This window comes from Streptomyces lacaronensis (assembly GCF_047337785.1).
GTDB lineage: Bacteria > Actinomycetota > Actinomycetes > Streptomycetales > Streptomycetaceae > Streptomyces > Streptomyces lycopersici.
The window spans coordinates 1,376,248-1,397,971 of sequence record NZ_JBLHDK010000003.1 but is presented as its reverse complement, the minus strand read 5'-3'; the positions used below and the strand labels follow the sequence as shown (position 1 = coordinate 1,397,971).

The window sequence follows — 21,724 nt, the reverse complement described above, 5'->3', positions numbered from 1 at the left end:
CTCCCTCACCCCCGCCACCCCCGGGAAGGAATCCTCGTCGCATGACCCCCTCCGACCTCGCCGCCGCCACCGCCCAGGCGCTGCCCGAGATGATCGAAGACCTACGGACGCTGGTGGAACTGGAGACGCCGAGCAACGACAAGCGGCTGCTGGACGCCGGACTCGCCACGATCAGCGGCTGGGTCGTCGACCGGCTCGGCGAGCCGGACGGAACCGAGCGCCACGACTGCGGACCGCACGGCGATGTACTCGCCCTGACCTATCGCGGCACGGCCCCGGGCACCGTGCTGATGCTGTGCCACTACGACACGGTGTGGCCGGCCGGAACGCTCGCCGAATGGCCCTTCGAGGTCGAGGACGGCCGGGCGAGCGGCCCCGGTGTCTTCGACATGAAGACGGGCCTGGTGCAGGCCGTCTGGACCCTGCGGCTGCTGCGCGAGCTGGAGCTCCCCCACCCCTCGGTGCGGCTGCTGCTCAACGGCGACGAGGAGATCGGCAGCCCCGCCTCCCGCCGCCATATCGAGCGGCTGAGCGAGGACGTCCTGGCCACGCTGGTCTTCGAGGCATCGCTGGACGGGGCGCTCAAGACCTCCCGCAAGGGCGTCGGGCTGTTCGACGTGACGGCCCACGGCATCGAATCGCACGCGGGTCTCGATCCGTTCGCGGGCGCGAGCGCCATCCACGCGCTGGCCGAGGTGGTCCCGCGGATCGCCGCGCTCAGCGCCCCGGAGCGGGGGACCACGGTGAACGTGGGGCTGATCAGCGGCGGTACGGGGCGCAATGTGATCGCCGCACAGGCGAGTTGCGGCATCGACATCCGGATCGCCGAACCGGAGGAGATGAAGCGGATCGACGCCGCGCTGCACGCCCTCACCCCCTCCGACCAGCGGGTGCGGCTGACCGTCACCGGTGAGTGGAACCGTCCGCCGATGGTCCCGAGCGGCCCGTCCCGCCGGCTGTTCGAACAGGCCCACGCGATCGCCGCGGAACACGGCTGGGAGCTGGAGGAGACCGCGGTCGGCGGCGCCAGCGACGGCAACTTCGTCTCCGCGCTCGGCCGTCCGGTTCTCGACGGGCTCGGTGCCCTCGGCTCCGGTGCCCACGCCCGCCACGAACACACCGTGCTCGCCCCGATCCCGGCCCGTACCGCGCTGACCATCGGTCTGCTGCGGGCACTGGCGGCGGACGCCACATAACGGCACACCGACGCCGCGCCGACGCCGACGGTCCACCGGCTGTCGGCGTCGGCGTACGGGGCCGCGTCAGCAGACGAGGAAGTCCGCCTCGCCCGCCTTGGCGCCCTGGATGAACGCGATGATCTCGCCGCGGGTGTAGATCAGCGCCGGACCGTCCGGATCGGTCGACTGACGGATCGCGACCCGGCCGTCGTCCAGCTTCATGGCTTCGACGCAATTGCCGCCGTTGCCACCGCTCCACGGCTTGTGCCAGCCCTCACTGCCGAGGTCGCTCGCGCGCATGCCGTTGTGAATGCGATCCATTCCGATCAGAGCTCCTTGCGGAAATCCCGGAGGATTTCCTTTGTGCGTCGTGCGGTTGCCGCCTGGGCCGCCATGCGGTCCATGGCCTCCAGATGGGAGGCCACCTCGATGCGCTCATCCAGGTAGACGGCGCCGGTCAGGTACTCGACGTAGACCATGTCCGGCAGTTCGGGTACAGCGAAGCGGAAGAGGACGAAGGGCCCATAGGTGCCCGGATGGTGCCCGGAGGAGAACTCCGAGATCTGCAGCGTGATGTGGGGCATCTCCACGGCATCCAGCAGCCGGTCGACCTGGTGGCGCATCACCGCCGCCGAACCCACCTGCCGGCGCAGTACCGTCTCGTCCATCACCACCCACAGCCGGGGCGGATCCCGCCGGGTGAGCAGGGACTGCCGCTCCATGCGCAGCGCCACATGGCGCTCCGTCTGCCGGGAGCCGGCCTGGCCGACGGCGCCGGTCTGCATGACCGCGCGGGCGTAGTCCTCGGTCTGGAGCAGCCCGGGCACGAAGTGCGGCTCGTATGCCCGGATCATCTCGGCCGCGCCCTCCAGGCTGACGTGGACGCTGAACCAGTCCGGCAGGATGTCGTGGAACCGCTGCCACCAACCGGGCTTGTTGGCCTCCTCGGTCAGGGTGATGAACGAGTCGAGCTCGTCACCGGTGATCCCGTAGGCGTCCAGCAGCATCTGCACATACGGGACCTTCAGCGCGACCTCGGCGGTCTCCATGCGGCGGATGGTGGCGGGCGCCACCCGCAGGACTTTGGCCGCCTCGTCCCGCTTGAACCCCGCCTTCTCCCGCAGATCCTGCAGCCTCTTGCCGAGGACGACCTGACCCACGGTCGGCGCCGACCGCGGTTCGCTCACCTGAATCCCTCCCTGACCTCCCCAACGCTGATGTTCGCAGTGTGCCATGGCCAATGCGGAACAGACACATTGCACTGACGACTCTGCACAATTCAGAGTGGCCCTTGCCAAGTGTCCCCGGCGATGCGCATAGTTGCAGCATGATCCCGTTACCGCGCTCAGCCGCGGCGACCGCAGGCACCATCGGCCCGACCTCTGTGAAGTGCCCCTAGATGACGTACGCCTTCGCCGGTGCGCTGACCGGCCTCGTCCGCGGCCGGTTCGGCCGGCGCGGATTCCGTGCGGTGTCCGGCCGCCACCGCCTTCAACTGCCTGCGGCGCTGCGGACGGACCGGGCCTACGACGCGGTGGGGATCGCCGAGCGGCACGGCCCCGGGGTGATGGCCCTGCTGCCCCGGGCGGGATGTGTGCTCACCGGCGCCGGGTGCTGGTGGTGGATCGTGCCGCCCCATTCGGACGTCGGGGTCGACTGGCCCGCACCGGCCGTCTACGCGGCCGGCGCCATGGTGACCGGCCCGCCCGGGCGGGCCGTCCCCACGGACGGCCTCACGGGGAGCGAGGAGCCCGGTGTGGTGCACTGGCCGGGGGACGGGGAGCCGTACACCCATCCCCTGCTGCTGCACATCGCGGTCTGCGCGGCGGCCGGGGTCTCCCCGGCCTGGCCGTGCGACGACCGGCTGCGTCGGTCATGACCTCGGCACCGGGGCCCGGTCATGCCGTCGAGCCGTCCTGGAGGTACGCCGCGGGGCGCGGATAGCGCTGCAGCGCCGGGGTCTGGCCGGTCGGGTCGTCGTCCTGCTCGCTGAGGGGAACGACCGGGGCCGATGCCGCCGCCGCGGCCTTCAGCTCGGCGGGGTCGTAGGTCATGGCCTGTGTCCGCTCCATCGGCGACGGCTCGGGTATTCCCGTGTCCTGCTGCCCGTAGACCGGGATCTGGTCGAGGGTCGTCTCCTCGGGCCGGGTCTGGACGTACGCCGCGGTCCCCTGCCCCTGGGCACTCTGGATCTGGGCCTGGACCTGGGCCATCGGCATCTGGGAGGTCTGCGCCTGGGCGCCCTGGTACGGCGCGCTCTGCGGCTGGGGCGCCATCTGCATCAACGGCGCCTGGCCCTGCGGCGCCTGGCTCTGGACCGGCTGCAACTGTGGGGCCTGGAACTGCTGCGCGGGCATCTGCTGCGGAATCTGCGGCTGCTGGGCCTGGACCATCTGGGGCTGCGGCAGCGCGGCCGGGGCCTGGTACAGGGGCGGCTGGGCCGGGGGAGTGGCGACATAGGCGGGCGACAGCTCCGGGAGCGGCTGCTGCTGGATGTACCCCGGCGAGGCGCCCGCGCCCATGCCCGCGCCCGCGAAGGACGCCTGCCCGTACAGGTCGCCGGCGACGCCCTGCGGGGCCGGAAGGGCGGCCGCGGAGTACATCGGCTGGGGCTCCTGCGCCATCGGCGCCGCGGGCAGCTGGGGCGGCTGCTGGTAGGAGTAGTCCAGGGACTGCGCCTGCGAGGGGGTGACTCCCATGGACCCCGAGGACTCCGCGTATCCCGAGGGCAGCGACGGCTGCTGGTCCCAGCCGACCTGCGGAGCGTAGAAGGACGTCCCGTACAGCACCGTGCTCAGCCCGGTCAGCAGCCGCTGCACATCCGGCTGGGAGCGCACCACCAACCGCATGAACTGGCTGCTGCTGCCCAGCTTGTTGCCGCATTCGCGCACCAGCACACCGTGCTGGGACAGCAGTTGGTCGCGGACCCAGCTGCCCTCCGTCCCGGCCGGCAGCTTGACGAAGACGAAGTTGCCCTGGGAGGGGTAGACCGTCATCCCGGGCAGCCCGGCCAGCTGGGTGGTCATCTGCTGCCGGTCGCGGCTGAGCATGCGCAGGCTCTCCACGTACTCCTGCCGGTACCGCTTCAGCATGAAGACGATGACCTCGGCGAAGGAGTTGAGGTTCCACTTCGGCAGCCGGGAGCGGATCTGCACGGCGAGCGACGGATTGGCCACCAGATAGCCGAAGCGCACCCCGTGCAGCCCGAAGTTCTTGCCGAGGCTGCGCAGCACGATCACATTCGGACGCAGGATGGCCTCGTCCACGACGCTCGGATACGCCTCGGCGTCCGCGAACTCCAGGAACGACTCGTCGATCACGATCAGGTCGAGGTCGGCCAGGGCGTCCATGATGCCGATGAGGGCCTGGCGGGACACCAGACCGCCGTCGGGGTTGTTGGGATTGCAGATCACGGCGACCCGGGAGCCCCGGGAGCGTACGAAGTTGACGAAGGCGTTGGGGTCGAGCGCGAATCCGCTCATTTCCGGGAGCTGGAACATATCGACCCGTTTGCCGGTCTCCATCGGCTGGTCGGTCCAGCGGCCGAAGGTGGGAATCGGCACGGCCAGGCTTTCCTTCACCAGCAGATGGTCGATCCAGGTGATGAGCTCGGTCGAGCCGTTGCCCATCGCCATGGTCTGCGGCTGCAGCCCGAGCACATCGGCCAGTTCGGCGGTGATGGTCTCCGCGGAGCTCGGGTAGTAGGTGAGGATGTCCCGCAGCCTGACCGCCATCACGGCGAACATCGCGGGGGTGGGGAAGTACGGATTGCAGGGGATGCAGAAGTCCACGAGCTCCTGTCCGCCACCCGTGACCCCGGCGCGGTTGAGCGCGAAGAACGACGGGCTGTGGGCGGTGCCACGGAAAAGCTCCATGGCATCACCGGTATTGCCGACTGCGGCAACAGTCACGGCGGGACCTCCTCGGTCGCATGAGCCGCGTCGACGCACTGACACGGCCGTTGCGGCTCGTCCCTCGAGCCTGACGCATGATCTCTCGAAGCCGGGGCGGGCGAGGATTTTCGTGGGGGTTGTGAAAACTTCCGGGACACCTGCTCCGGTCTCGAATAGAATTCCGCCCCTTGCCCCTTGAGAATGTCGGCACGGCCTTCAGGCCGTATCCTCCGGCGGGCGTTCGCCATCGGCCTCGGTGGTGCGGTGCTGTTCCGCTACCCAGACCGCCACCTGCGCACGCGAGGTGAAACCCAGCTTGCTCAAAATGTGCTCAATATGGCCCTCGGCCGTGCGCTGGGCGATGACCAGGGACGAGGCGATCTCCTTGTTGCTGAGCCCGCGCGCGACCAGCCGCGCGATTTCGGACTCCCGGGGTGTCAGCGGCGACGCCCGCCCGCCCGCAGACGTCTCCCCGCTGGGCAGTTCGTCCTCCAGCGCGTACTCCAGCGCCTCGGCGTAGGACAGCCGGGCACCCTGTTTGCACGCCGCGTTGAAGGCCGGTTTGCCCAGGGCCCGCCGCACCGCGGCCTCGCACTCCTCGTGGTAGTGGACCAGGTGCCCGTAGCCGGAGAGCGGGGCGCCGATGGCGCGCCAGAGGATCCCCAGGGCGCCGAGCAGCCTGGCCGCCCGCGAGTGGTCCTGTTCGGTGGCCGCGATCCAGGCCAGCACCTCGAGGTTGACCCCGACGCCCAGCGGGTCGTCCAGCGAGCGGTTGAACGTGAGGCTCTCCTTCTCCAGGGCGGCGGCTCTCGCGGTGTCGCCCTGGCGCCAGACGTCCACGCCGAGCGCCATCATCGTGTAGGCCCGGTGCCAGCCCTCCCCGTACGCGTCGCACACCTCCAGCGACTCCTCGCCCAGGGCGATCGCGCGCGGCGAGTCGCCGATGAAGGAATGGGCGAGCGAGAGCCGGATGAGCGCCAGGGCCAGCCCCACCGGATCGCCGGTCGCGCGATGGCGGGCCACGGCCTCCTCGTAGAGCGCGATCGCGGACCGGGTATCGCCCCGGTACATGGCGACCATGCCGGAGTAGAGCGCGGCGTAGGCGAGCACCGGCTCCAGGCCGAGCCGGGTGCCGATGGACCGGCTCTCCTCGAGCATGGCCGCGGCGGCGTCGACGTCGGACTGGATAATGGCCAGCCAGCTGTTGGTCCACAGGGCCCGCGCCCGCGGCCCGTCGGGTTCGGTGCACCGCGTCAGCGCCTGGTCCAGCCAGCGGCGGCCTTCGCCGAGGTAGTAGCTGGTGATCCAGTGGTAGAGCAGGTCGGCGGCCATGTCGAGTCCGCATACGGTCTGCTCCGGCTCGGCCAGACACCTCTCCAGGGCGGTGCGCAGATTGGCGTGCTCCAGGTGGAGCCGGGTGAACCACTGCACCTGGGCCGGTCCGAAGAGCGCCGCCCGCGCGTCCGCGGCGAGGCCGCGGTAGTAGTCGCGGTGGCGCCGCAGCCGCACGGCCTCCTCCCCGGAGGCGGCCAGCCGCTCACGGCCGTACTCGCGCAGCGTGTCCAGCATCCGGTAGCGCACCGACGTCCGGTGCTCCTCTCTGAGCAGCACCGACTTGTCCACCAGCTCGGCCACGAGGTCCAGGATCTCCTCGCGGTCGATGCCCTCGCCCGAGCAGACCGCCTCGGCCGCCTCCAGGTCCAGGCTTCCGGCGAAAACCGAGACCCGGGCCCACAGCAGCCGCTCCCGTTCGGTGCACAGCTCATAGCTCCAGTCGATCAGCGCCCGCAGCGTCTGATGGCGGGGAAGGACCGTCCGGGAACCGGTGGTGAGCAGCCGGAACCGGTCGTCCAGCCGGTCCAGCAGCTGCTGTACGGACAGGGCACGCAGCCGTACGACCGCGAGCTCGATGCCCAGCGGGATGCCGTCCAGCCGGCGGCAGGTCAGCTCGACCGCGTCCCGGTTGTCCTCGTCGAGCTGGAACCCGGGCACGATGGCCGCGGCCCGCTCGACGAACAGCCGTATCGCGTCGCACTGCGCGAGCGTCGCGAGGGAGGGCCGTGGACCCTCGGGGTCCGGCAGCCCCAGGGTGGGGACGGCCAGGCTCTGCTCACCGGCGGTGCCCAGCGCCTGACGGCTGGTGGTCAGAAGCCGCAGCCGGGGGGCCGCGCGCAGCAGCCGGTCGGCGAGCCGGGCGCACTCCTCCAGCAGGTGTTCGCAGTTGTCGAGAACGATCAGGGCCTGCCGGTCCCGCAGATGGTCGACGAGGATGTCCATCGCCGGGCGGGAGGAGTGGTCGCGTATCTCCAGCGCCTCGGTGACGCCCTGGGCGAGCAGCGTGGGGTTGTCCAGCTCGGCGAGCTCGGCCAGCCAGACCCCGTCGGGGAAGGCCCGGCGCGCCTCGTCCGCGACCCGCAGCGCCAGCCGGGTCTTCCCGACCCCGCCGACCCCGGTCAGGGTGACCAGGCGGGACGCGGACAGCATCCGCTTGACCTCGGCCGCCTCATGCCGACGTCCCACGAAACTTGTCACCTCGGCCGGCAGCCTGACTGTCTGCCGCCCGGTCGGGGTGCCTGTCGCCACCGCACCCATCGATGCCTCGCACCGGCCCCGGGTGGGCGGGACCTTGTGCCCGCACGGACCCGAAGCCCTGTTTCCAGGCTATGCCCGGGCCGGGGGCCGCCGCACACACCCCGGGCGGGCGCCGGGCGGGTTTCACCGAGGGTGAGCGGCGGCCGCCCGTCGGTGACCGTGGTGGCGGGGGAGGGGAGCGGGACGGGTACCGATGCGGGGATATCTCCCCTCGCCGCGTCCGGCCGCGCGGGACCAGCATGGTGGTCTCGGTGAGTTCCGCCGCCTCCTATGGCGGAAGATCGAAGGTTCGGACCATGTGCCTCCATCAACCCCCATGTCCTCCCGCCGAAGCACCGGATCACGATTCGGCGCGCCCGGTGGCCTCCCACCCCGAGCAGGGATGGAGCCTGCTCTGCAACGGAGTGGTGATCTTCGCGGACACGGGTGAAATCCTTCCCGACGGGCGCGCCATCCCCGCCCCCCGGACCAGCCCCGACCCCTCAGCATGAACGCCACCACCCTCCCGAACGGCTCGCCGATGAGCACCGCGCACCGCCCCGACACGGCGCTTCCCGCCACCAGCGGCGGGACGTCCTGGCTGCTCCCCTCCGAGCCGTCCTCGGTGCCGACGGCCCGGCGGCTGGCGCTCGCCCAGCTGTCGGCGTGGAGGCTGCACGACTTCGCCGACGACGCCGAACTGCTCGTCAGCGAGCTGGTCACCAATGCCTTGCGGCACGCGGGTGGACCGATCCGCCTGACGCTCTCCGTGTGCTCCGTCGACCGCGCCTTCCGCTGCGAGGTGGCGGACGAGGACCCCGGGCAGCCCCGGGTGCGCCGGGCGTGCGGCGATGACGAGGGCGGGCGGGGGCTCCATCTGCTGGATCTGCTCTCCCGCTGCTGGGGATCCACCTGTACGGCGGCGGGCAAGGTCGTCTGGTTCGAGCTCCACCCGCCTGCCGTCGCCCTGGAAGCCGCTCTGGGAGAGGCCCGGACGACCCCGTGATCGTTTGCCGACGAAGGGAGATGCCATAGACGACTTCACGCCTCGTACCCACACAGTGATACCGAACGGCTCGGAGACGGAATGGTGAACGCCCTCACCACGCCTTCCGTCTCCGGGCTTCGCTGATCGCTTTCCGGGCCCGACTGATCGGGAGCCGGACTTCACCGATCGGACTCCGGTCGGGATGACCAACCGGGATTGGCCGACGACTGATCGAGATTGATCGTCGTCATTGCGCTCGTGTAACCTACTGATCGCGTCAGCAGCACACTTTTCCGAAATTCTTCGCATTTGGTGGCTTGAGGAGGCTGTGTGGTGGACCGGAAAGCGGATTCCGGTTTACCTGGCGCGCTGGTCGGACGCGCCGCCGAACTCGCCGCGCTGACCGCCCACGCGGAGGCCGCCCACGGCGCCCGCTCCGGTCTGGTGGTCCTGTCCGGTCCGGCCGGAATCGGCAAGACCAGCCTGCTGCGCGCCTTCCTCGACGGTGACGCCTGCCGGAAGATGACCGTGCTGTACGGCGCCTGCGGTGAAGTGGTGGCCGGCGCCGGATACGGCGGGGTGCGCGCCCTCTTCGGAAGCCTCGGGCTCTCGGCCGAGGACGCCCAGGACTCCCCGCTGCTGCGCGGCAGCGCCCGCCGCGCCCTCCCCGCGCTCAGCCCCCGCCCCGGCGAGGAGGGGCCGCCCACGGCCGCCAGCGTCTACCCGGTGCTGCACGGCCTGTACTGGCTCGCCGCCAACCTGATGGCCCAGGGCCCCCTCGTGCTCGTCCTGGACGATGTGCACTGGTGCGACGAGCGCTCCCTGCGCTGGATCGACTTCCTGCTGCGCCGGGCCGATCAGCTGCCGCTGCTGGTGGTGCTCGCCCAGCGCAGCGAGGCGGAACCGGTCGCCCCCGCGGCCCTGGCGGACATCCTCGCCCAGCCGCGCTCCACGGTGATCCGCCTCGACCCGCTGACCGACGCGGAAGTGGCCGAAATGGCTCACCAGGTCTTCGCCGCCTCCGTCGCGCCCTCCTTCGCCGAGCGCGCCGCCGCCGTCTGCGGCGGCAACCCGCTGACCGTCACCCGGCTGCTGCGCGAGCTGCGGGCCAAGGGAGTGGCGCCCGACGAGACCGGCATCCGCGAGATCGCCGAGGTCGGGAGTTACGTGGTCGCCCTGTCCGTGCGCGCGCTCTTCGACGCCCGGCCCGACTGGGTCCGGGACGTGGCCACCGCCATCGCGGTGCTCGGCGAGGAGGAGGCGGAGCACATCGGCGCGCTGGCCGGAGTGCCCGCCGCCCGTGTCGCGGAGGCCGTGGAGCAGCTGCGCGAGGCCGAGGTGATGGCGCCGGACCGGGCGGACCTGGCCCATGACGTGGTGCGCTCGGCGGTGCTGGAGGCCGCCGGGGAGGAGCGGCTGGCCGAACTGCGGGCCAGGGCGGCCCTGCTGCTGAGCGACGCCGGGCGGCCCGCCGAGGAGGTCGCCAACCAGGTGCTGCTGGTGCCCGGCACCCCCCAGCCGTGGATGGGCTGGGTGCTCCGGGAGGCCGCAGCCCAGGCCGAGCACCGCGGCGCCCCGGAGGCCGCCGCCCGCTATCTCTACCGGGTCCTGGAGGCGGAGCCGGACAGCCTGTCGGCGCATGTCCCGCTCGCCAAGGCGCTCGCGGAGATCAATCCCGCCGAGGCCATCCGCCTGCTCAAGCGGGCGCTCACGCTGGCCACGGACGTCCGCACCAAGGCGCCCATCGCCGTACAGTTCGGCCTCACCTGCCTCACCGTCCAGCAGTCACCGGCCGCCGTACGGGTGCTCAGCGAGGTGCTCGACGAGCTCGAGGCCCAGCTGGGGCCCGACCCGGATCCGCGCGACCGCGAGCTGCGCACCCTCGTCCAATCGACGCTGCTGATCAGCGGATCCGACGAGAAGGCCACGATCCACACGGTCCGGGAGCGCTTCACGCGCATTCCCGAACCCGCCGGGGACACCCCCGCCCAGCGCCAGATGCTCGCCATGATGACGGTCCTCTCCGCGATGGAGGGCCGCTCGGTACAGCGGGCGGTGGGGCAGGCCCGCCGTGCGCTGAGCTCAGCGGACCGGCTCGACAACTGGTCGCTGCTCTTCTCCGCGTTCACCCTCGGCCTGGCCGACGAGATCGAGGAGGCGATGGAGAACCTGGAGCACGCGCTGCGCCACGGCCAGGACAGCGCCGCGGTCTGGTCGTATGTGATCACGCTGTCCTACCGCGCCCTGCTGCTGCACGGCGTCGGGGCCATCCCCGACGCCCTCGCCGACGCCCAGACCGCCGTCGAGATCATCGGCGAGGAGCGCTGGAGCGCCAATGTGACCATGCCGCAGACCGCGCTCGCGACGATCCTGATCGACCGGGGCGAACCGGAGCGGGCCGAGGAGCTGCTGGCCGCCGTCACCCGGCCGAACCTGGACGGGTTCGTCATGGAGTACCACTCGTACCTCATGGCCCGCGCGCGGGCCCGCTGGGCGCTCGGCGACAGCGCCACCGCGCTGCGGCTGCTGCTCGACTGCGGCGCCTCCCTGGAGGAGTCCGGCTTCGCCAACCCGGTGTTCCTGCCCTGGTGGACCGAGGCGGCCTGTCTGCTCGCGGCGGAGAAGCGGGCGGACGAGGCGCGGGACCTGGTCGAGCACGGCGCCGAACTGGCCCGCCGCTGGAGCACCCCGCGCGCCTTCGGGCTCGCCGCCCTCGCCCGCGGGGTGACCACCCCCGGCGAGGAGGGCATCGCCGGGCTCACCGAGGCGGTCGAGCACTTCTCCAGGTCGCCCGCCCGCTCCGAGCACGCCCGGGCCGAGTTCCTGCTCGGCGGGGCGCTGCTGGACGCGGGGCGGCCGCGCGAGGCACGGGAGCGGCTGCGCTCGGCCGTCGACCTCGCCCAGGGCTGCGGCGCGCTCGCGCTCGCCAGGGACGCCCGCAACCGGCTGGTGGCCGCGGGCGGCCGGATGCGCGAGATCACCGCCTCACCGGTCGACCTGCTCACCGGCACCGAGCGCAAGGTGGCCCAGATGGCCTCGCGCGGGGCGGGCAACCGCGAGATCGCCGAGTCGCTGTTCGTCACCGTACGGACCGTTGAGACCCATCTCACCAGCGTCTACCGGAAGCTGAGCGTCGGTCAGCGCGGGGAGCTGGCCTCGGTGCTGAACACCCCGAGCCTTCCCGACCCACAGGCCCCCGCATGGGTCTTCGCCTCACGCGGTCGGCGCTGACGCGTGCACGGTGGTTCGGTGACAGGTCCATGCCCCACCCCAGGCATATAGTCACACCATGCTGCTCAACGGGCTCCCGTTCCCCGGCCGTGAACGAGAGCAGGCCATGCTTGCCCAGACCGTCGCCGATCTCGGCCGGGGCCGTTCCTCGGTGGTGACACTGATCGGCAGGCCCGGTTACGGACAGAGCCGCCTGCTGAACCTCGCCGCCCGGCTGGCCGAGGACCAGGGCTTCCGCGTGCTGCGTGCCAAGGCGACCCCCGGTGAGCGCGATGTGCGCCACGGCGTGGTGGGACAGCTGCTCGCCCCGGTGGACGGACTCACCGAAGGCTCGATGAAGGCCCTGACCGGACAGGGACCCGAGAGCCGCTTACCGGGCCTGACCGAGTTGCTGCGGACCGCCCGGGAGCGGCCCACACTACTGGTCGTCGACGATGTGGAATGGCTGGACCCGGCCTCGCTGCGGTGGTTCGGGGCGCTCATACGGCGGCTGTCCGACGCCCGGATGGCCCTCCTGGTCAGCGGCACCGGAGGGCTCCGCCCCAGCGTGTGCCCGCTGTCCACCGCGCCGCTGCAGGTGATCACCCTCGAATGCGAACTGGCCCCGCTCGCCCCGCGCGACGTGGCCGCCACGGTCGCGCTGATCTGCGGCCGCCCCGGCGACAACGCCTTCATCTCCGCGGCCCTGGAGGCCAGCGCGGGAAACCCCGAGGTGCTGTCCGAGGCACTGCGCCGCTTCACCAAACACGGCTACGCGCCAGTCGCCGGGCGAGTGCCGGAACTGTCCACCATCAGCGAGGCCGTGGGCGGTGAACACGCCGTCCGCGTGCTCGGAGGGCTGTCCGGCACGGCCGTCGCGCTCGTCCGCGCGCTCGCCGTCTGCGGCGATCTGCTGGATCTCTCCCTGCTCTACGCGCTCGCCGGCCCTCGCGCCGCGAGCGAGCCCGGAGTGCTGGAAGTGCTCCAGGCGAGCGGGCTCGCCATCGCCTCCGGGACCGGGTTCCGGCTGAGCCGGCCCGAGGCGCGCAGCTGGATCCTCGCCGAGATGCCCGGTGACGAGCGAGCCGAACTCCACGCCCGCGCCGCAGAGTTGGCCTACCGGGCGGCCGTGGCCGACGAGGACATCGCCCGGCTGCTGCTCGCCGCCCGCCCGGTCGACGAGCCCTGGGTGATCCCCGTGCTGCGCCGCACCTGCGCCGCCGCACTGCGCGCGGGCCGGACCGCCCAGGCGATCGCCTGTCTGTCCCGGGCGCTGGAGGAGCCGCTGGACCCGGCGCCACGCGCGCGGCTCGGCCTCGAACTCGCCGCCATCGAAGTGCTCGCCGCCCCCGAGGCCGCGGGCCGCCGACTGGCGGAGATCATCCGCACCGGGGACGGCGGGCCCGGCCGGATCCGGGCGCGCGCCGCCGACCTCGGGCTCTCCCGCGGCGACGACAAGGCGCTGCGCCGCGCGATCGTCGACGTGCTGCCCTCGACCGACGGCGAGGAACGGGGGGCGCTCGCGGGGCTGTTCTGGCTCACCGAGTCCGACGGGCAGGACGACACCGATCTGGTCCCGGACGGGATCCCGCCGCTGCCCGACGACCCCACCTGCCCGGTGCAGGCCGCGGCGCGCGCCTGGCGGCTGGCCCTGCGCGGGACGGACCTGCCCACCGCCCGGACGCTGGCCCACCGGGTCTTCACGCTGGACGGCGGCGCGGGCGCCCTGATCCTGCCCCGGCTCACCGCCGCCCGGACCCTGCTGCTGACCGACGACCTGGACGAGGCCGAGGTCCGGCTGGACATCCTCCACACCGACCTGCGCCGGCGGCACGCCCGCGCGGCCGCCGCCCAGGCCCTGGCCGTCCGCGGCGAGCTGAACCTGCGGCGCGGCCGGCTCGACGTGGCCGAACGGGACGTGGCCGCCGCCGAGCGATCACTGCCCCGCTCCCTCTGGCACCGCTACACCGTTCCGTATCTGCTGGCCGTCCGGATCCTCATCGCCCTGGAGAACGGCGACCTCGGCCAGGCCGGTGTGCTCGCGGCCGCCTCCGCCCCCGCCGAGTCGCGCGAGGGCGCCTCCTGGGGCTATCTGCTCTTCGCCCGGGCGCTGGTGGCGGTCAAGGACGACCGGCTGCCCGAGGCGGCGGAGCTCTTCCGGGCCACCGGCAGATGGCAGTTGGGCCGCGGGCGGATCAACCCCGCCCTGATGCCATGGCGTTCGATGGCCGCCCGGGTCCACGACGCCCTCGGCGACCACGAGGAGGCACGGCGGCTCGCCGACGAGGAGCTCGCGCTGGCCCGGTTGTGGGGCGCCCCCAACACGCTCGGCTGGGCCCAGCTGGGCGCCGGACGGGTGGCCCGCGAGGGGCGGGTCGAGCGGCTCCGCGAGGCGGTGGCCACCCTGCGCGGCACCCCGGCCCGGCTCGCCTACGCGGGGGCCCTGATGGAGCTGGCCACGGCCGAACTCGACACCGGGAACCCGCGCGCCGCGGCCCCCCTGGTGGCCGAGCTGTTCACCTTCGTCATCGCCCACCGGCCCTCCAGCAAGCTGGTCGCGAAGGTGCGCGAGCTGTCCGAGCGGACGGGGCCCTCCGCCGTCCGCGGCCGCGTCCCGCATCCGGCGTGGGCGACGCTGACCGAACCCGAGCAGCGCACCGCTTCCCTCGTCGGACTCGGCCATGGCAACCGGGAGATAGCCGAGACCCTCTCCGTCAGCAGACGCACCGTGGAGCTGAGGCTCAGCGGTGCGTACCGAAAGCTGGGGATCGGCGGTCGCGCGGAGCTGATCGCGTTGCTGCGGGCGGCACAGGGAGGCGGAATCGATGTTGCTTGAACGGGAGGCCGAGCTGGCGCAGGTCGCGGAGGCCCTGCGGGCCGCGGCGGCGGGGGACTCGTCACTGCTGTTGCTCACCGGCCCACTGGGCACCGGCCGGACCGCGCTGCTGCACCAGCTGCCGATGCTCGCCGAGGGCGAGAAGATCAGAGTCCTGCGCGCCAACGCCGCGCCCATGGAGCAGGACTTCGACCTCGGCGTGGTCCGCCAGCTCTTCGACAGCCTGCTCACCGGCGCCCCGGAAGCGCTCCGCGGGCAGCGCGTCGAGGCAGAGGTCGACCTCTGCCGGACGGTCTTCTCCGACGACGCCCCGCCGCTCGGCGAGGACGGGGCCGTCACCATCCCCGAGGAGGTGCTGTACGGCCTGCGCTCGGTGCTGGCCACCGCCGGCGCCGAGCGCCCGCTGCTCATCCTCGTGGACGATCTGCAGTGGGTCGACACCCCGTCGCTGCGCTGGCTCGCCTTCCTCGTCAAGCGGCTGCACGGGCTGCGCGCCGTGGTCGTCTGCGCGCTGCGGGACGGCTACCGGCGCCCCGGGGATCCACTGCTGCGGGAGATCGTCGAGGCGGCGCGGCGGGTGCTGCGCCCCGCGCCGCTGTCGCTGGGCGCCACCAAGGAAGTGATCCTCGAGCAGTTCGGCGTGCCGGGGGACGAGGAGTTCGCCCGCGCCTGCCACGAGAGCTCCGCGGGGAACCCGCTGTTTCTGAAGTCGGTGCTGGCGGACCTGGCCATGCGCGGTCACCGGCCCACCGCCGAACATGTCGAATCGGCCCGCTCCTTGCGCCCCGCCCAGCTGCGCGAGCGGCTGGCCAGCTCCCTGCGCGCCCAGCCCCGGCCCCCGCGCGACCTGGCCGCCGCCATCGCGGTCCTCGGCGACCAGGCCGAACCGGACCTCCTGGCCCGGCTGGCCGGGCTGGACCAGATCGGTTTCCTGGCCGCGCTGCGCGACCTCCACCAGCTGGGGCTGCTCGCCGCCGAGCAGGAGCCGCGCTTCCTCCACCGGGTGGTGCAGGACGCCGTCGAGTCCTCGATGACCGTGGCCGAACGGGAGCGGCTGCACGACGCCGCGGCGGCCCTGATGTACCACAACGGACGCCCCGCCGAACTCGTCGCCGCCCAGCTCTTGGCCGTCACCAGCTCCGACCACCCCTGGGCGGTGGAGGTGCTGCGGGCAGCGGCGGACACCGCGCTGCGCCGCGGCGCGCCACGCACCGCCGCCCGCTATCTGCGCCGCGCCCTCCTGGGCGGCTCGCTGACCGGGGAGGGCCGGGCCCGGCTGCTGATCGATCTGGCCACCGCGGAGCGCGCCTTCGACCCGGCCGCCTGTGAACGCCATATCTCCCAGGCGATCCCCCTGCTGACCACGGCCAGGCTCCGGGCCGCCGCGGCCCTGCGGATCTCGCCCACCATCGTGGGCCTGGGACCGCCGTCGGTCATCGATCTGCTGCACCAGGTCGCCGAGGACCTGGGGCCCGCCGCCTCGCTGGAGGGCACGGCGCGCGATGTGGCGCTGCGGCTCGAGGCGCGGCTGCGGCACGCCGGACACGAGGATCCGGCGGAGCTGGCCGCGGCGGTCGAGCGGCTGTCCGCGCTGGGCGAGGAGCCGCCGCTGATCACCTCCGCCGAGCGCGAGCTGACGGCGGTGCTGCTCAACGCGGCGGTGCTGACCGCCCGATGGCCCGCGGCCGAGGTCTCCCGGCTGGCCAACCGCATCCTGGAGCGCGAACCGGCCACCTCCGACCAGGTCCACACCCCGCTGCCGCTGGTGGTGATCGGGCTGGTGGCCGCCGATTCGGTACGGGGGATCAGCTCCTGGCTGGCGATGGAGCGGCAGACACGGCGGCAGGGCGGCACGGTCGTGGACGCGCTCGTCAACGTTCAGCAGGCCATGGTGCTCGGCGCACGTGGCCGCGTCGCCCAGGCACGTGAGTACGCCGAGCGCGCCGTGCGGCTGGCCGAGGTGCACTGGCAGGAGGTCGGGGTCGTCTCCACCCTCGCCCTCACCCGCGTCGCCCTGGACCTCCAGGACTCCGCGTTGATCGAGCGGATTCTGGACGGTCCCGGCCGGCGCCGCTCCTCGAGCCTGGCCCTGACCGCGGCGCTGCAGTTCGTCAAGGCGGCGCAGGACGCCGAGCAGGGCCGCTGGGCCGGCGCCCTGGAAACCCTCCTGGCCTGCGGCCGGCAGCTGGAGGCGTCGGGCTGGCGCAATCCCGTGCTCTTCTCCTGGCGGCCCTGGGCGGCCGACCTCCACCGGCGGGTCGGCGACCCCCACGCGGCCGGGGCGCTGGCCGAGGAGGAGTTGCTGCGGGCGACGGAATGGGGCGCCCCGGTGGCGCTCGGCCGCGCGCTGCGGGCGAAGGCCCGGCTGAGCGACGGTGACCAGGGGATGCGGCTGCTGCACGAATCGGTCGATGTGCTGCGCGCCTCGGCCAATGAACTCGAACTCGCCCGCACGCTCCTGCTGCTGGGCAAGCGGCTGAGGCCGGGCGGCGGCGAGGCGGCGGCGGTATTCCGGGAGGCCGCGGCCCTGGCCTCGGCGTGCGGGGTGCCACGGCTGGTCGAGCGGATCCGGGCGGCGGACGGCAGCGGTGCGGCGGCCGCCCCGCCGGAGGCGACCCTCACCCGTACCGAACGCACCGTGACCTCCCTCGTCGGACGCGGCCTGACCAACCAGGAGGTCGCGGCCGAGCTGGGGGTGAGCTCCCGCGCCATCGAGAAGCATCTGACGAGTTCCTATCGCAAGCTGGGCGTCTCCGGGCGGCGCGAGCTCATCGAGCTGCTGCCTCGCATGCATTCGTGAACGGAGCGTTAACGGCGATAATTGGACGCTGTTTGACGAGGATTCGTGAACCGACCGTACCGGCCCACCGAAGGGGTGGGGTGCGGACCGAACCTTCGGGGCACCCCACCACGGGATTGGGCGACGACACCCCTGTTGACGTTGACTTCCGTACCCGTAGATCCCTAGTCTCAATTCTGAAATGAACATTCGGAATTGAATATCGATATTCAATTCCGAATACTGAGAATTAGGAAGGGATGGCAGTCCCTTGGCATTGCCTTTACTAGCGGATTCGGCTCGGCCAACCCCCCACGAGCTTGGACACGAGCAGACCGAGTACACGGATCTATTGCGCCAGTTCGATCAGCCAGGGGCGTGTGTCGTCTGTCTCGACCCGTCGCTCATCGTCCAGCAGGCGAACCGGGAATTCTTCCGGCAGTTCGACGACGCCTCCTCGGACGTGTGCGGCCGCGACTTCTGTGATCTTGTCCACCCCAGCGTCCGACAGGCGCTGAAGCGGCAGTTCACCCGGCTCCTCGACGGCTCCCGCCACCGGTTCACCACCCATGTGGTGGCCATCGGGGCCGAGGGGGCCGCCTTCACCAGCGGGCTCACCGCCGTGGCGGTGCGCGAGGGCACCGCCCATGTGGCCTCGATCCTCGTGGTGATGCGTCCCACGGCGGGTGGCGAGGAGGTGGACATGGCCACCAACCGTAAGAAGCTCCTCACCGAGACCGAGGCGCGCATCCTGGAGGGCATCGCCGCCGGGCTCTCCACCATCCCCCTGGCATCCCGGCTCTACCTCAGCCGGCAGGGTGTCGAGTACCACGTGACTCGACTGCTGCGGAAGCTGCGGGTGCCCAACCGCGCGGCCCTCGTCTCCCGCGCGTACTCCATCGGCGTACTCAACGTCGGCTGCTGGCCGCCAAAGGTCGTCGACGACTTCGTCAAATGACCTCCGCGCCGCGGAGGTCCACGAACGCGCCACGGCCGGCCCGGATTCGAATCCGGGCCGGCCGTGGCGCGGCGCCGTCTCAGGACGGGGCCGGGCCCCGGGACAGCCGCAGCAGACGGAAGGCGGTGAGCGCCACATGGAGCTGGGTGCGCTGCTCACCCGACTCCAGATCGCAGCCCAGCACCCGCTCCACCGAGTGCAGCCGCTGGTAGAACGCCTGCCGGGACAGATTCGCACGCTTGGCGGCCACCGTCTTGTTGCCCGCCGCGTCCAGGAAGGTGTGCAGCACCGGCAGCAGATCGGTGCCGTGCCGCTCGTCGTAGTCCACCAGCCGTCCCAACTGCCGCTCCACGAACTCCTGGAGCCGCACATCGCCGCGCAGCGCGTACAGCAACTGCCGCAGCCCGATGTCGGACAGCTCGTGGAACGCCTTGTCCGGCGTCCCCGGAACGGCGGCGTCCGCGACCCGCGCCGCCTGCTGGAACGACCGGGCGGTCTGCGACAGGTCCGACACCTCCGAGCCGACGCTGATCACGGCGTCCGGCCGGGACTCCCGCACCGACCGGCTCAGCCGCTCCACCAGCGGCCGCCAGGGTGTGGCGGCGGGCAGGGCCAGCAGCACCCCTATGTGGTCACCGGGCACCGCGCCGACCAGTACGGCGGCCCCGGCCGCCCCCAGCTCGTCCGTCAGCCGGTCCTCCAGCTCGGTCGTCTCCCCGGCGCCGGGCCCGGGGCTGACCAGCACCACCATCAGCCGGCGGCCCGCGACCGGCACGCCCAGCGCCTCGGCCCTGGCCCGGGCCTCGCCCCTGGACCGGCAGCGCTGCTCCACCAGGTCCAGCAGCAGAGTGCGCTGGGCCCGCCGCTCCCAGCGGGTGTGATGAGTGAGCCGGGCGATGGTCAGCGCCGTGGCGGTGCGCTCCAGGACCATCGCGTCCTCGGGGCCGACCGCCGGCTCCCGGGCCCCGTCCGGGAGCATCAGCAGCCGTCCCCATCGCTCGCCCCGGTACTCCACCGCGGTCACCAGCCAGTCCTCCGGACCGCTCAGCCCGGTCCGGTCGGGCGAGGGCGTGGCGCGCGAGCGCCGCTCCCAGCCGGTCAGCGCCCCCTCCACCCCGCGCCCCGGCGAACCGCAGATGACGGCCTGGTGGACCAGGTTCTCCAGCACCACGGGGTGCCCGCTCATCTCGGCCGCCATGTCCACCACCTCCTCGGGCCCGGCGCCCCGCAGGGTCAGCGCGGTGAAGGTGTCATGGACGTCCTGGGCCCGGCGCAGGCTCTCCACCTGACTGCCGACGATCAGGGAGTGGAGCACCTGGGTGACCTCCACGAAGTTCACCGTCCGCGAGAGCAGGACGAGCGGGAAGTCCCGCGCCAGACAGGCCCGTACCAGCTCCGAGGGCGGCCGGTGGTAGCGCCGCACCAGCTCGATGACCAGCCCGGCGGCGCCGACGTCCGCGAGCTCGTCGACATACCGGCGGACCAGCGCCGGGTCCTCGGGCAGCGGCATCCCGGTGGTCAGCACCAGCTCACCGCCCTTGAGGAAGGACGCGGGGTCCAGCAGCTCGGTGATGTGGACCCAGCGGACCGGCCGGGCCAGTTGCCCATGGCCGGAGACCACCTCCGGCGCCCCGGCGGCCAGCACCGGCAGCCGCAGCACCTCGGCGAGGCTGAGCGGCGGACGCCCCGGGATCCGCGGGGGTTCGGCAGGCCGGGTCAGCGGCCGTCCGGCAGGGTCGTACGCGGTGCCGCCGGAGCCGTCCATGCCGCTCACTCTGGCAAGCCCGTACGCCGAGCGCAACCACGATCCCGGCCGGCCTCTTGACAGGTCCCGTCCCCGGAGTCGTTGACAGATCGTCCATAGCGATCACCACCCCGCGACACAGTGATCATTGTCCTGACCGGGTCCGTCCCCTCACCCTCGAAGTGTCCGAGCGCATCGCCGACCCGTGGGTGTGGGAGAGAACATGACCAATCTGTCGCCGCAGCTCCGTCAAGCCACTCCGGTGGTCGCCGTCCGCGGAGAGGGCGCCTACATCGACGGCGAGGACGGGCGGCGATACCTCGACTTCACCGCGGGCATCGGCGTCACCAGCACCGGGCACTGCCATCCGCGGGTCGTCGCCGCCGCCCAGGAGCAGGTGGGCACCCTCATCCACGGCCAGTACACGACCGTGATGCACCCGCCGCTGCGGCGGCTGGTCGAGAAGCTGGGCGAGGTGCTCCCCACCGGCCTCGACAGTCTGTTCTTCAGCAACTCCGGCAGCGAGGCCGTCGAGTCGGCCCTGCGCCTGGCCCGCCAGGCCACCGGCCGGCCCAACGTCCTGGTCTGCCACGGCGGATTCCACGGCCGCACCGTGGCCGCCGCCTCCATGACCACCTCCGGAACCCGCTTCCGGTCCGGTTTCTCGCCCCTGATGAGCGGTGTCGTGGTGACCCCGTTCCCCACGGCCTACCGGTACGGCTGGGACGAGGAGACCGCGACCCGGTTCGCCCTGCGGGAGCTGGACTACGTCCTGCAGACCATCTCCCCGCCCGACGACACCGCCGCGATCATCGTCGAACCGGTGCTCGGCGAGGGCGGCTATGTGCCCGCCACCGAGGGCTTCCTCCAGGGCCTGCGGGAGCGTGCCGACCGCCATGGCTTCCTGCTGATCCTGGACGAGGTGCAGACCGGGGTGGGCCGCACCGGACGGTTCTGGGGCCATGACCACTTCGGTATCCGCCCCGACATCCTGGTCACCGCCAAGGGGCTGGCCAGCGGTTTCCCGCTGTCCGGCATCGCCGCCTCCGAGGAACTGATGAGCAAGGCCTGGCCAGGCTCCCAGGGCGGCACCTACGGCGCCAACGCCGTGGCCTGCGCGGCGGCCGCCGCCACCCTCGACGTGGTCCGTGAGGAGAACCTCGTCGCCAACGCCGAGGCCATGGGGGCGCGGCTGCGCAGCGGTCTGGAGGACGTGGCCGCCAAGACCCCCGCCATCGGCGATGTGCGCGGCCTCGGCCTCATGCTGGCCAGCGAATTCGTCACCGCTGACGGCGAGCCCGACCCGGCGACCGCGGCCCGGGTCCAGCGCGCCGCCGTGGACGAAGGGCTGTTGCTGCTCCTGTGCGGCGCCTGGAACCATGTGGTCCGGATGATCCCCGCCCTCGTCGTCGACGAAGCGGCGATCGACGAGGGTCTGCGCGCCTGGTCCGCCGCCGTCAGCGCCGGAACAGCGGACTCCTGACGCGTACCGCACATCGCCCACGGGAGCCCGATCCGCCCGCCGGTCCGAACCCCTCGGACCGGCGGCGGTCACTAAGGAGATTGC

General features: G+C 72.4%; 14 protein-coding genes. 9 read left to right on the top strand and 5 right to left on the bottom strand.

Annotated features, from left to right (window positions below; genetic code table 11):
• Positions 1-41: 41 nt before the first annotated feature.
• The gene (locus ACMTAK_RS06565) at positions 42-1,196 is read left to right on the top strand and encodes a M20 family metallopeptidase (protein ID WP_413805288.1); all 1,155 of its coding nucleotides are present in this window, start codon (positions 42-44) and stop codon (positions 1,194-1,196) included.
• 66 nt (positions 1,197-1,262) lie between these two features.
• On the opposite strand, the gene ACMTAK_RS06560 is transcribed toward ACMTAK_RS06565, so the two are convergent.
• A complete protein-coding gene (locus ACMTAK_RS06560) occupies positions 1,263-1,499 on the bottom strand; it encodes a DUF397 domain-containing protein (protein WP_413805287.1) in 237 nt (78 codons plus the stop codon).
• A 5-nt stretch (positions 1,500-1,504) separates the two neighbouring features.
• A complete protein-coding gene (locus ACMTAK_RS06555) occupies positions 1,505-2,365 on the bottom strand; it encodes a helix-turn-helix domain-containing protein (protein WP_413805286.1) in 861 nt (286 codons plus the stop codon).
• A gap of 212 nt (positions 2,366-2,577) precedes the next feature.
• On the opposite strand from ACMTAK_RS06555, the gene ACMTAK_RS06550 reads away from it, so the two are divergent.
• On the top strand, positions 2,578-3,057 hold the full coding sequence (locus ACMTAK_RS06550) for a hypothetical protein (RefSeq protein ID WP_413805285.1): 480 nt from the start codon (positions 2,578-2,580) through the stop codon (positions 3,055-3,057).
• A 19-nt stretch (positions 3,058-3,076) separates the two neighbouring features.
• Here the strand turns inward: ACMTAK_RS06550 and ACMTAK_RS06545 are convergent, their stop codons facing one another.
• The gene (locus ACMTAK_RS06545) at positions 3,077-5,089 is read right to left on the bottom strand and encodes a pyridoxal phosphate-dependent aminotransferase (protein ID WP_413805284.1); all 2,013 of its coding nucleotides are present in this window, start codon (positions 5,087-5,089) and stop codon (positions 3,077-3,079) included.
• Positions 5,090-5,287: 198 nt separating this feature from the next.
• The gene (locus ACMTAK_RS06540; protein ID WP_413805283.1) at positions 5,288-7,591 is read right to left on the bottom strand and encodes an ATP-binding protein; all 2,304 of its coding nucleotides are present in this window, start codon (positions 7,589-7,591) and stop codon (positions 5,288-5,290) included.
• A gap of 368 nt (positions 7,592-7,959) precedes the next feature.
• Between ACMTAK_RS06540 and ACMTAK_RS06535 the strand changes: the two genes are divergently transcribed.
• The 6 genes from ACMTAK_RS06535 to ACMTAK_RS06510 all read left to right on the top strand — a co-directional run bounded on the left by ACMTAK_RS06535 (position 7,960) and on the right by ACMTAK_RS06510 (position 18,413).
• On the top strand, positions 7,960-8,154 hold the full coding sequence (locus tag ACMTAK_RS06535) for a DUF5999 family protein (protein WP_413805282.1): 195 nt from the start codon (positions 7,960-7,962) through the stop codon (positions 8,152-8,154).
• Positions 8,151-8,648: an ATP-binding protein gene (locus ACMTAK_RS06530; RefSeq protein ID WP_413805281.1), complete on the top strand. Its 498-nt coding sequence runs from the start codon at positions 8,151-8,153 to the stop codon at positions 8,646-8,648. The genes ACMTAK_RS06535 and ACMTAK_RS06530 overlap by 4 nt, the downstream gene beginning before the upstream one ends.
• Positions 8,649-8,960: 312 nt before the next feature.
• Positions 8,961-11,861 (top strand): helix-turn-helix transcriptional regulator, encoded by a 2,901-nt coding sequence (locus tag ACMTAK_RS06525; RefSeq protein WP_413805280.1) that lies wholly within the window; start codon positions 8,961-8,963, stop codon positions 11,859-11,861.
• A gap of 58 nt (positions 11,862-11,919) precedes the next feature.
• Complete coding sequence (locus ACMTAK_RS06520) at positions 11,920-14,676, top strand: AAA family ATPase (RefSeq protein ID WP_413805279.1); 2,757 nt, start codon at positions 11,920-11,922, stop codon at positions 14,674-14,676.
• Positions 14,666-17,476: an AAA family ATPase gene (locus ACMTAK_RS06515; protein ID WP_413805278.1), complete on the top strand. Its 2,811-nt coding sequence runs from the start codon at positions 14,666-14,668 to the stop codon at positions 17,474-17,476. The genes ACMTAK_RS06520 and ACMTAK_RS06515 overlap by 11 nt, the downstream gene beginning before the upstream one ends.
• Before the next feature lie 331 nt (positions 17,477-17,807).
• Entirely contained in the window at positions 17,808-18,413 is a 606-nt protein-coding gene (locus ACMTAK_RS06510) for a LuxR C-terminal-related transcriptional regulator (protein WP_413805277.1), read from the top strand.
• A gap of 79 nt (positions 18,414-18,492) precedes the next feature.
• On the opposite strand, the gene ACMTAK_RS06505 is transcribed toward ACMTAK_RS06510, so the two are convergent.
• Positions 18,493-20,178 (bottom strand): PucR family transcriptional regulator, encoded by a 1,686-nt coding sequence (locus ACMTAK_RS06505; protein WP_413805276.1) that lies wholly within the window; start codon positions 20,176-20,178, stop codon positions 18,493-18,495.
• Positions 20,179-20,380: 202 nt separating this feature from the next.
• Between ACMTAK_RS06505 and ACMTAK_RS06500 the strand changes: the two genes are divergently transcribed.
• Positions 20,381-21,640: an aspartate aminotransferase family protein gene (locus tag ACMTAK_RS06500; RefSeq protein ID WP_037957403.1), complete on the top strand. Its 1,260-nt coding sequence runs from the start codon at positions 20,381-20,383 to the stop codon at positions 21,638-21,640.
• Positions 21,641-21,724: the final 84 nt, after the last annotated feature.

Coding starts and splice junctions, on each gene's coding strand:
- ACMTAK_RS06565 (WP_413805288.1), top strand. CDS start 42: ATGACCCCCTCCGACCTCGCCGCCGCCACCGCCCAGGCGCTGCCCGAG.
- ACMTAK_RS06560 (WP_413805287.1), bottom strand. CDS start 1,499: ATGGATCGCATTCACAACGGCATGCGCGCGAGCGACCTCGGCAGTGAG.
- ACMTAK_RS06550 (WP_413805285.1), top strand. CDS start 2,578: ATGACGTACGCCTTCGCCGGTGCGCTGACCGGCCTCGTCCGCGGCCGG.
- ACMTAK_RS06535 (WP_413805282.1), top strand. CDS start 7,960: ATGTGCCTCCATCAACCCCCATGTCCTCCCGCCGAAGCACCGGATCAC.
- ACMTAK_RS06530 (WP_413805281.1), top strand. CDS start 8,151: ATGAACGCCACCACCCTCCCGAACGGCTCGCCGATGAGCACCGCGCAC.
- ACMTAK_RS06520 (WP_413805279.1), top strand. CDS start 11,920: ATGCTGCTCAACGGGCTCCCGTTCCCCGGCCGTGAACGAGAGCAGGCC.
- ACMTAK_RS06515 (WP_413805278.1), top strand. CDS start 14,666: ATGTTGCTTGAACGGGAGGCCGAGCTGGCGCAGGTCGCGGAGGCCCTG.
- ACMTAK_RS06505 (WP_413805276.1), bottom strand. CDS start 20,178: ATGGACGGCTCCGGCGGCACCGCGTACGACCCTGCCGGACGGCCGCTG.
- ACMTAK_RS06500 (WP_037957403.1), top strand. CDS start 20,381: ATGACCAATCTGTCGCCGCAGCTCCGTCAAGCCACTCCGGTGGTCGCC.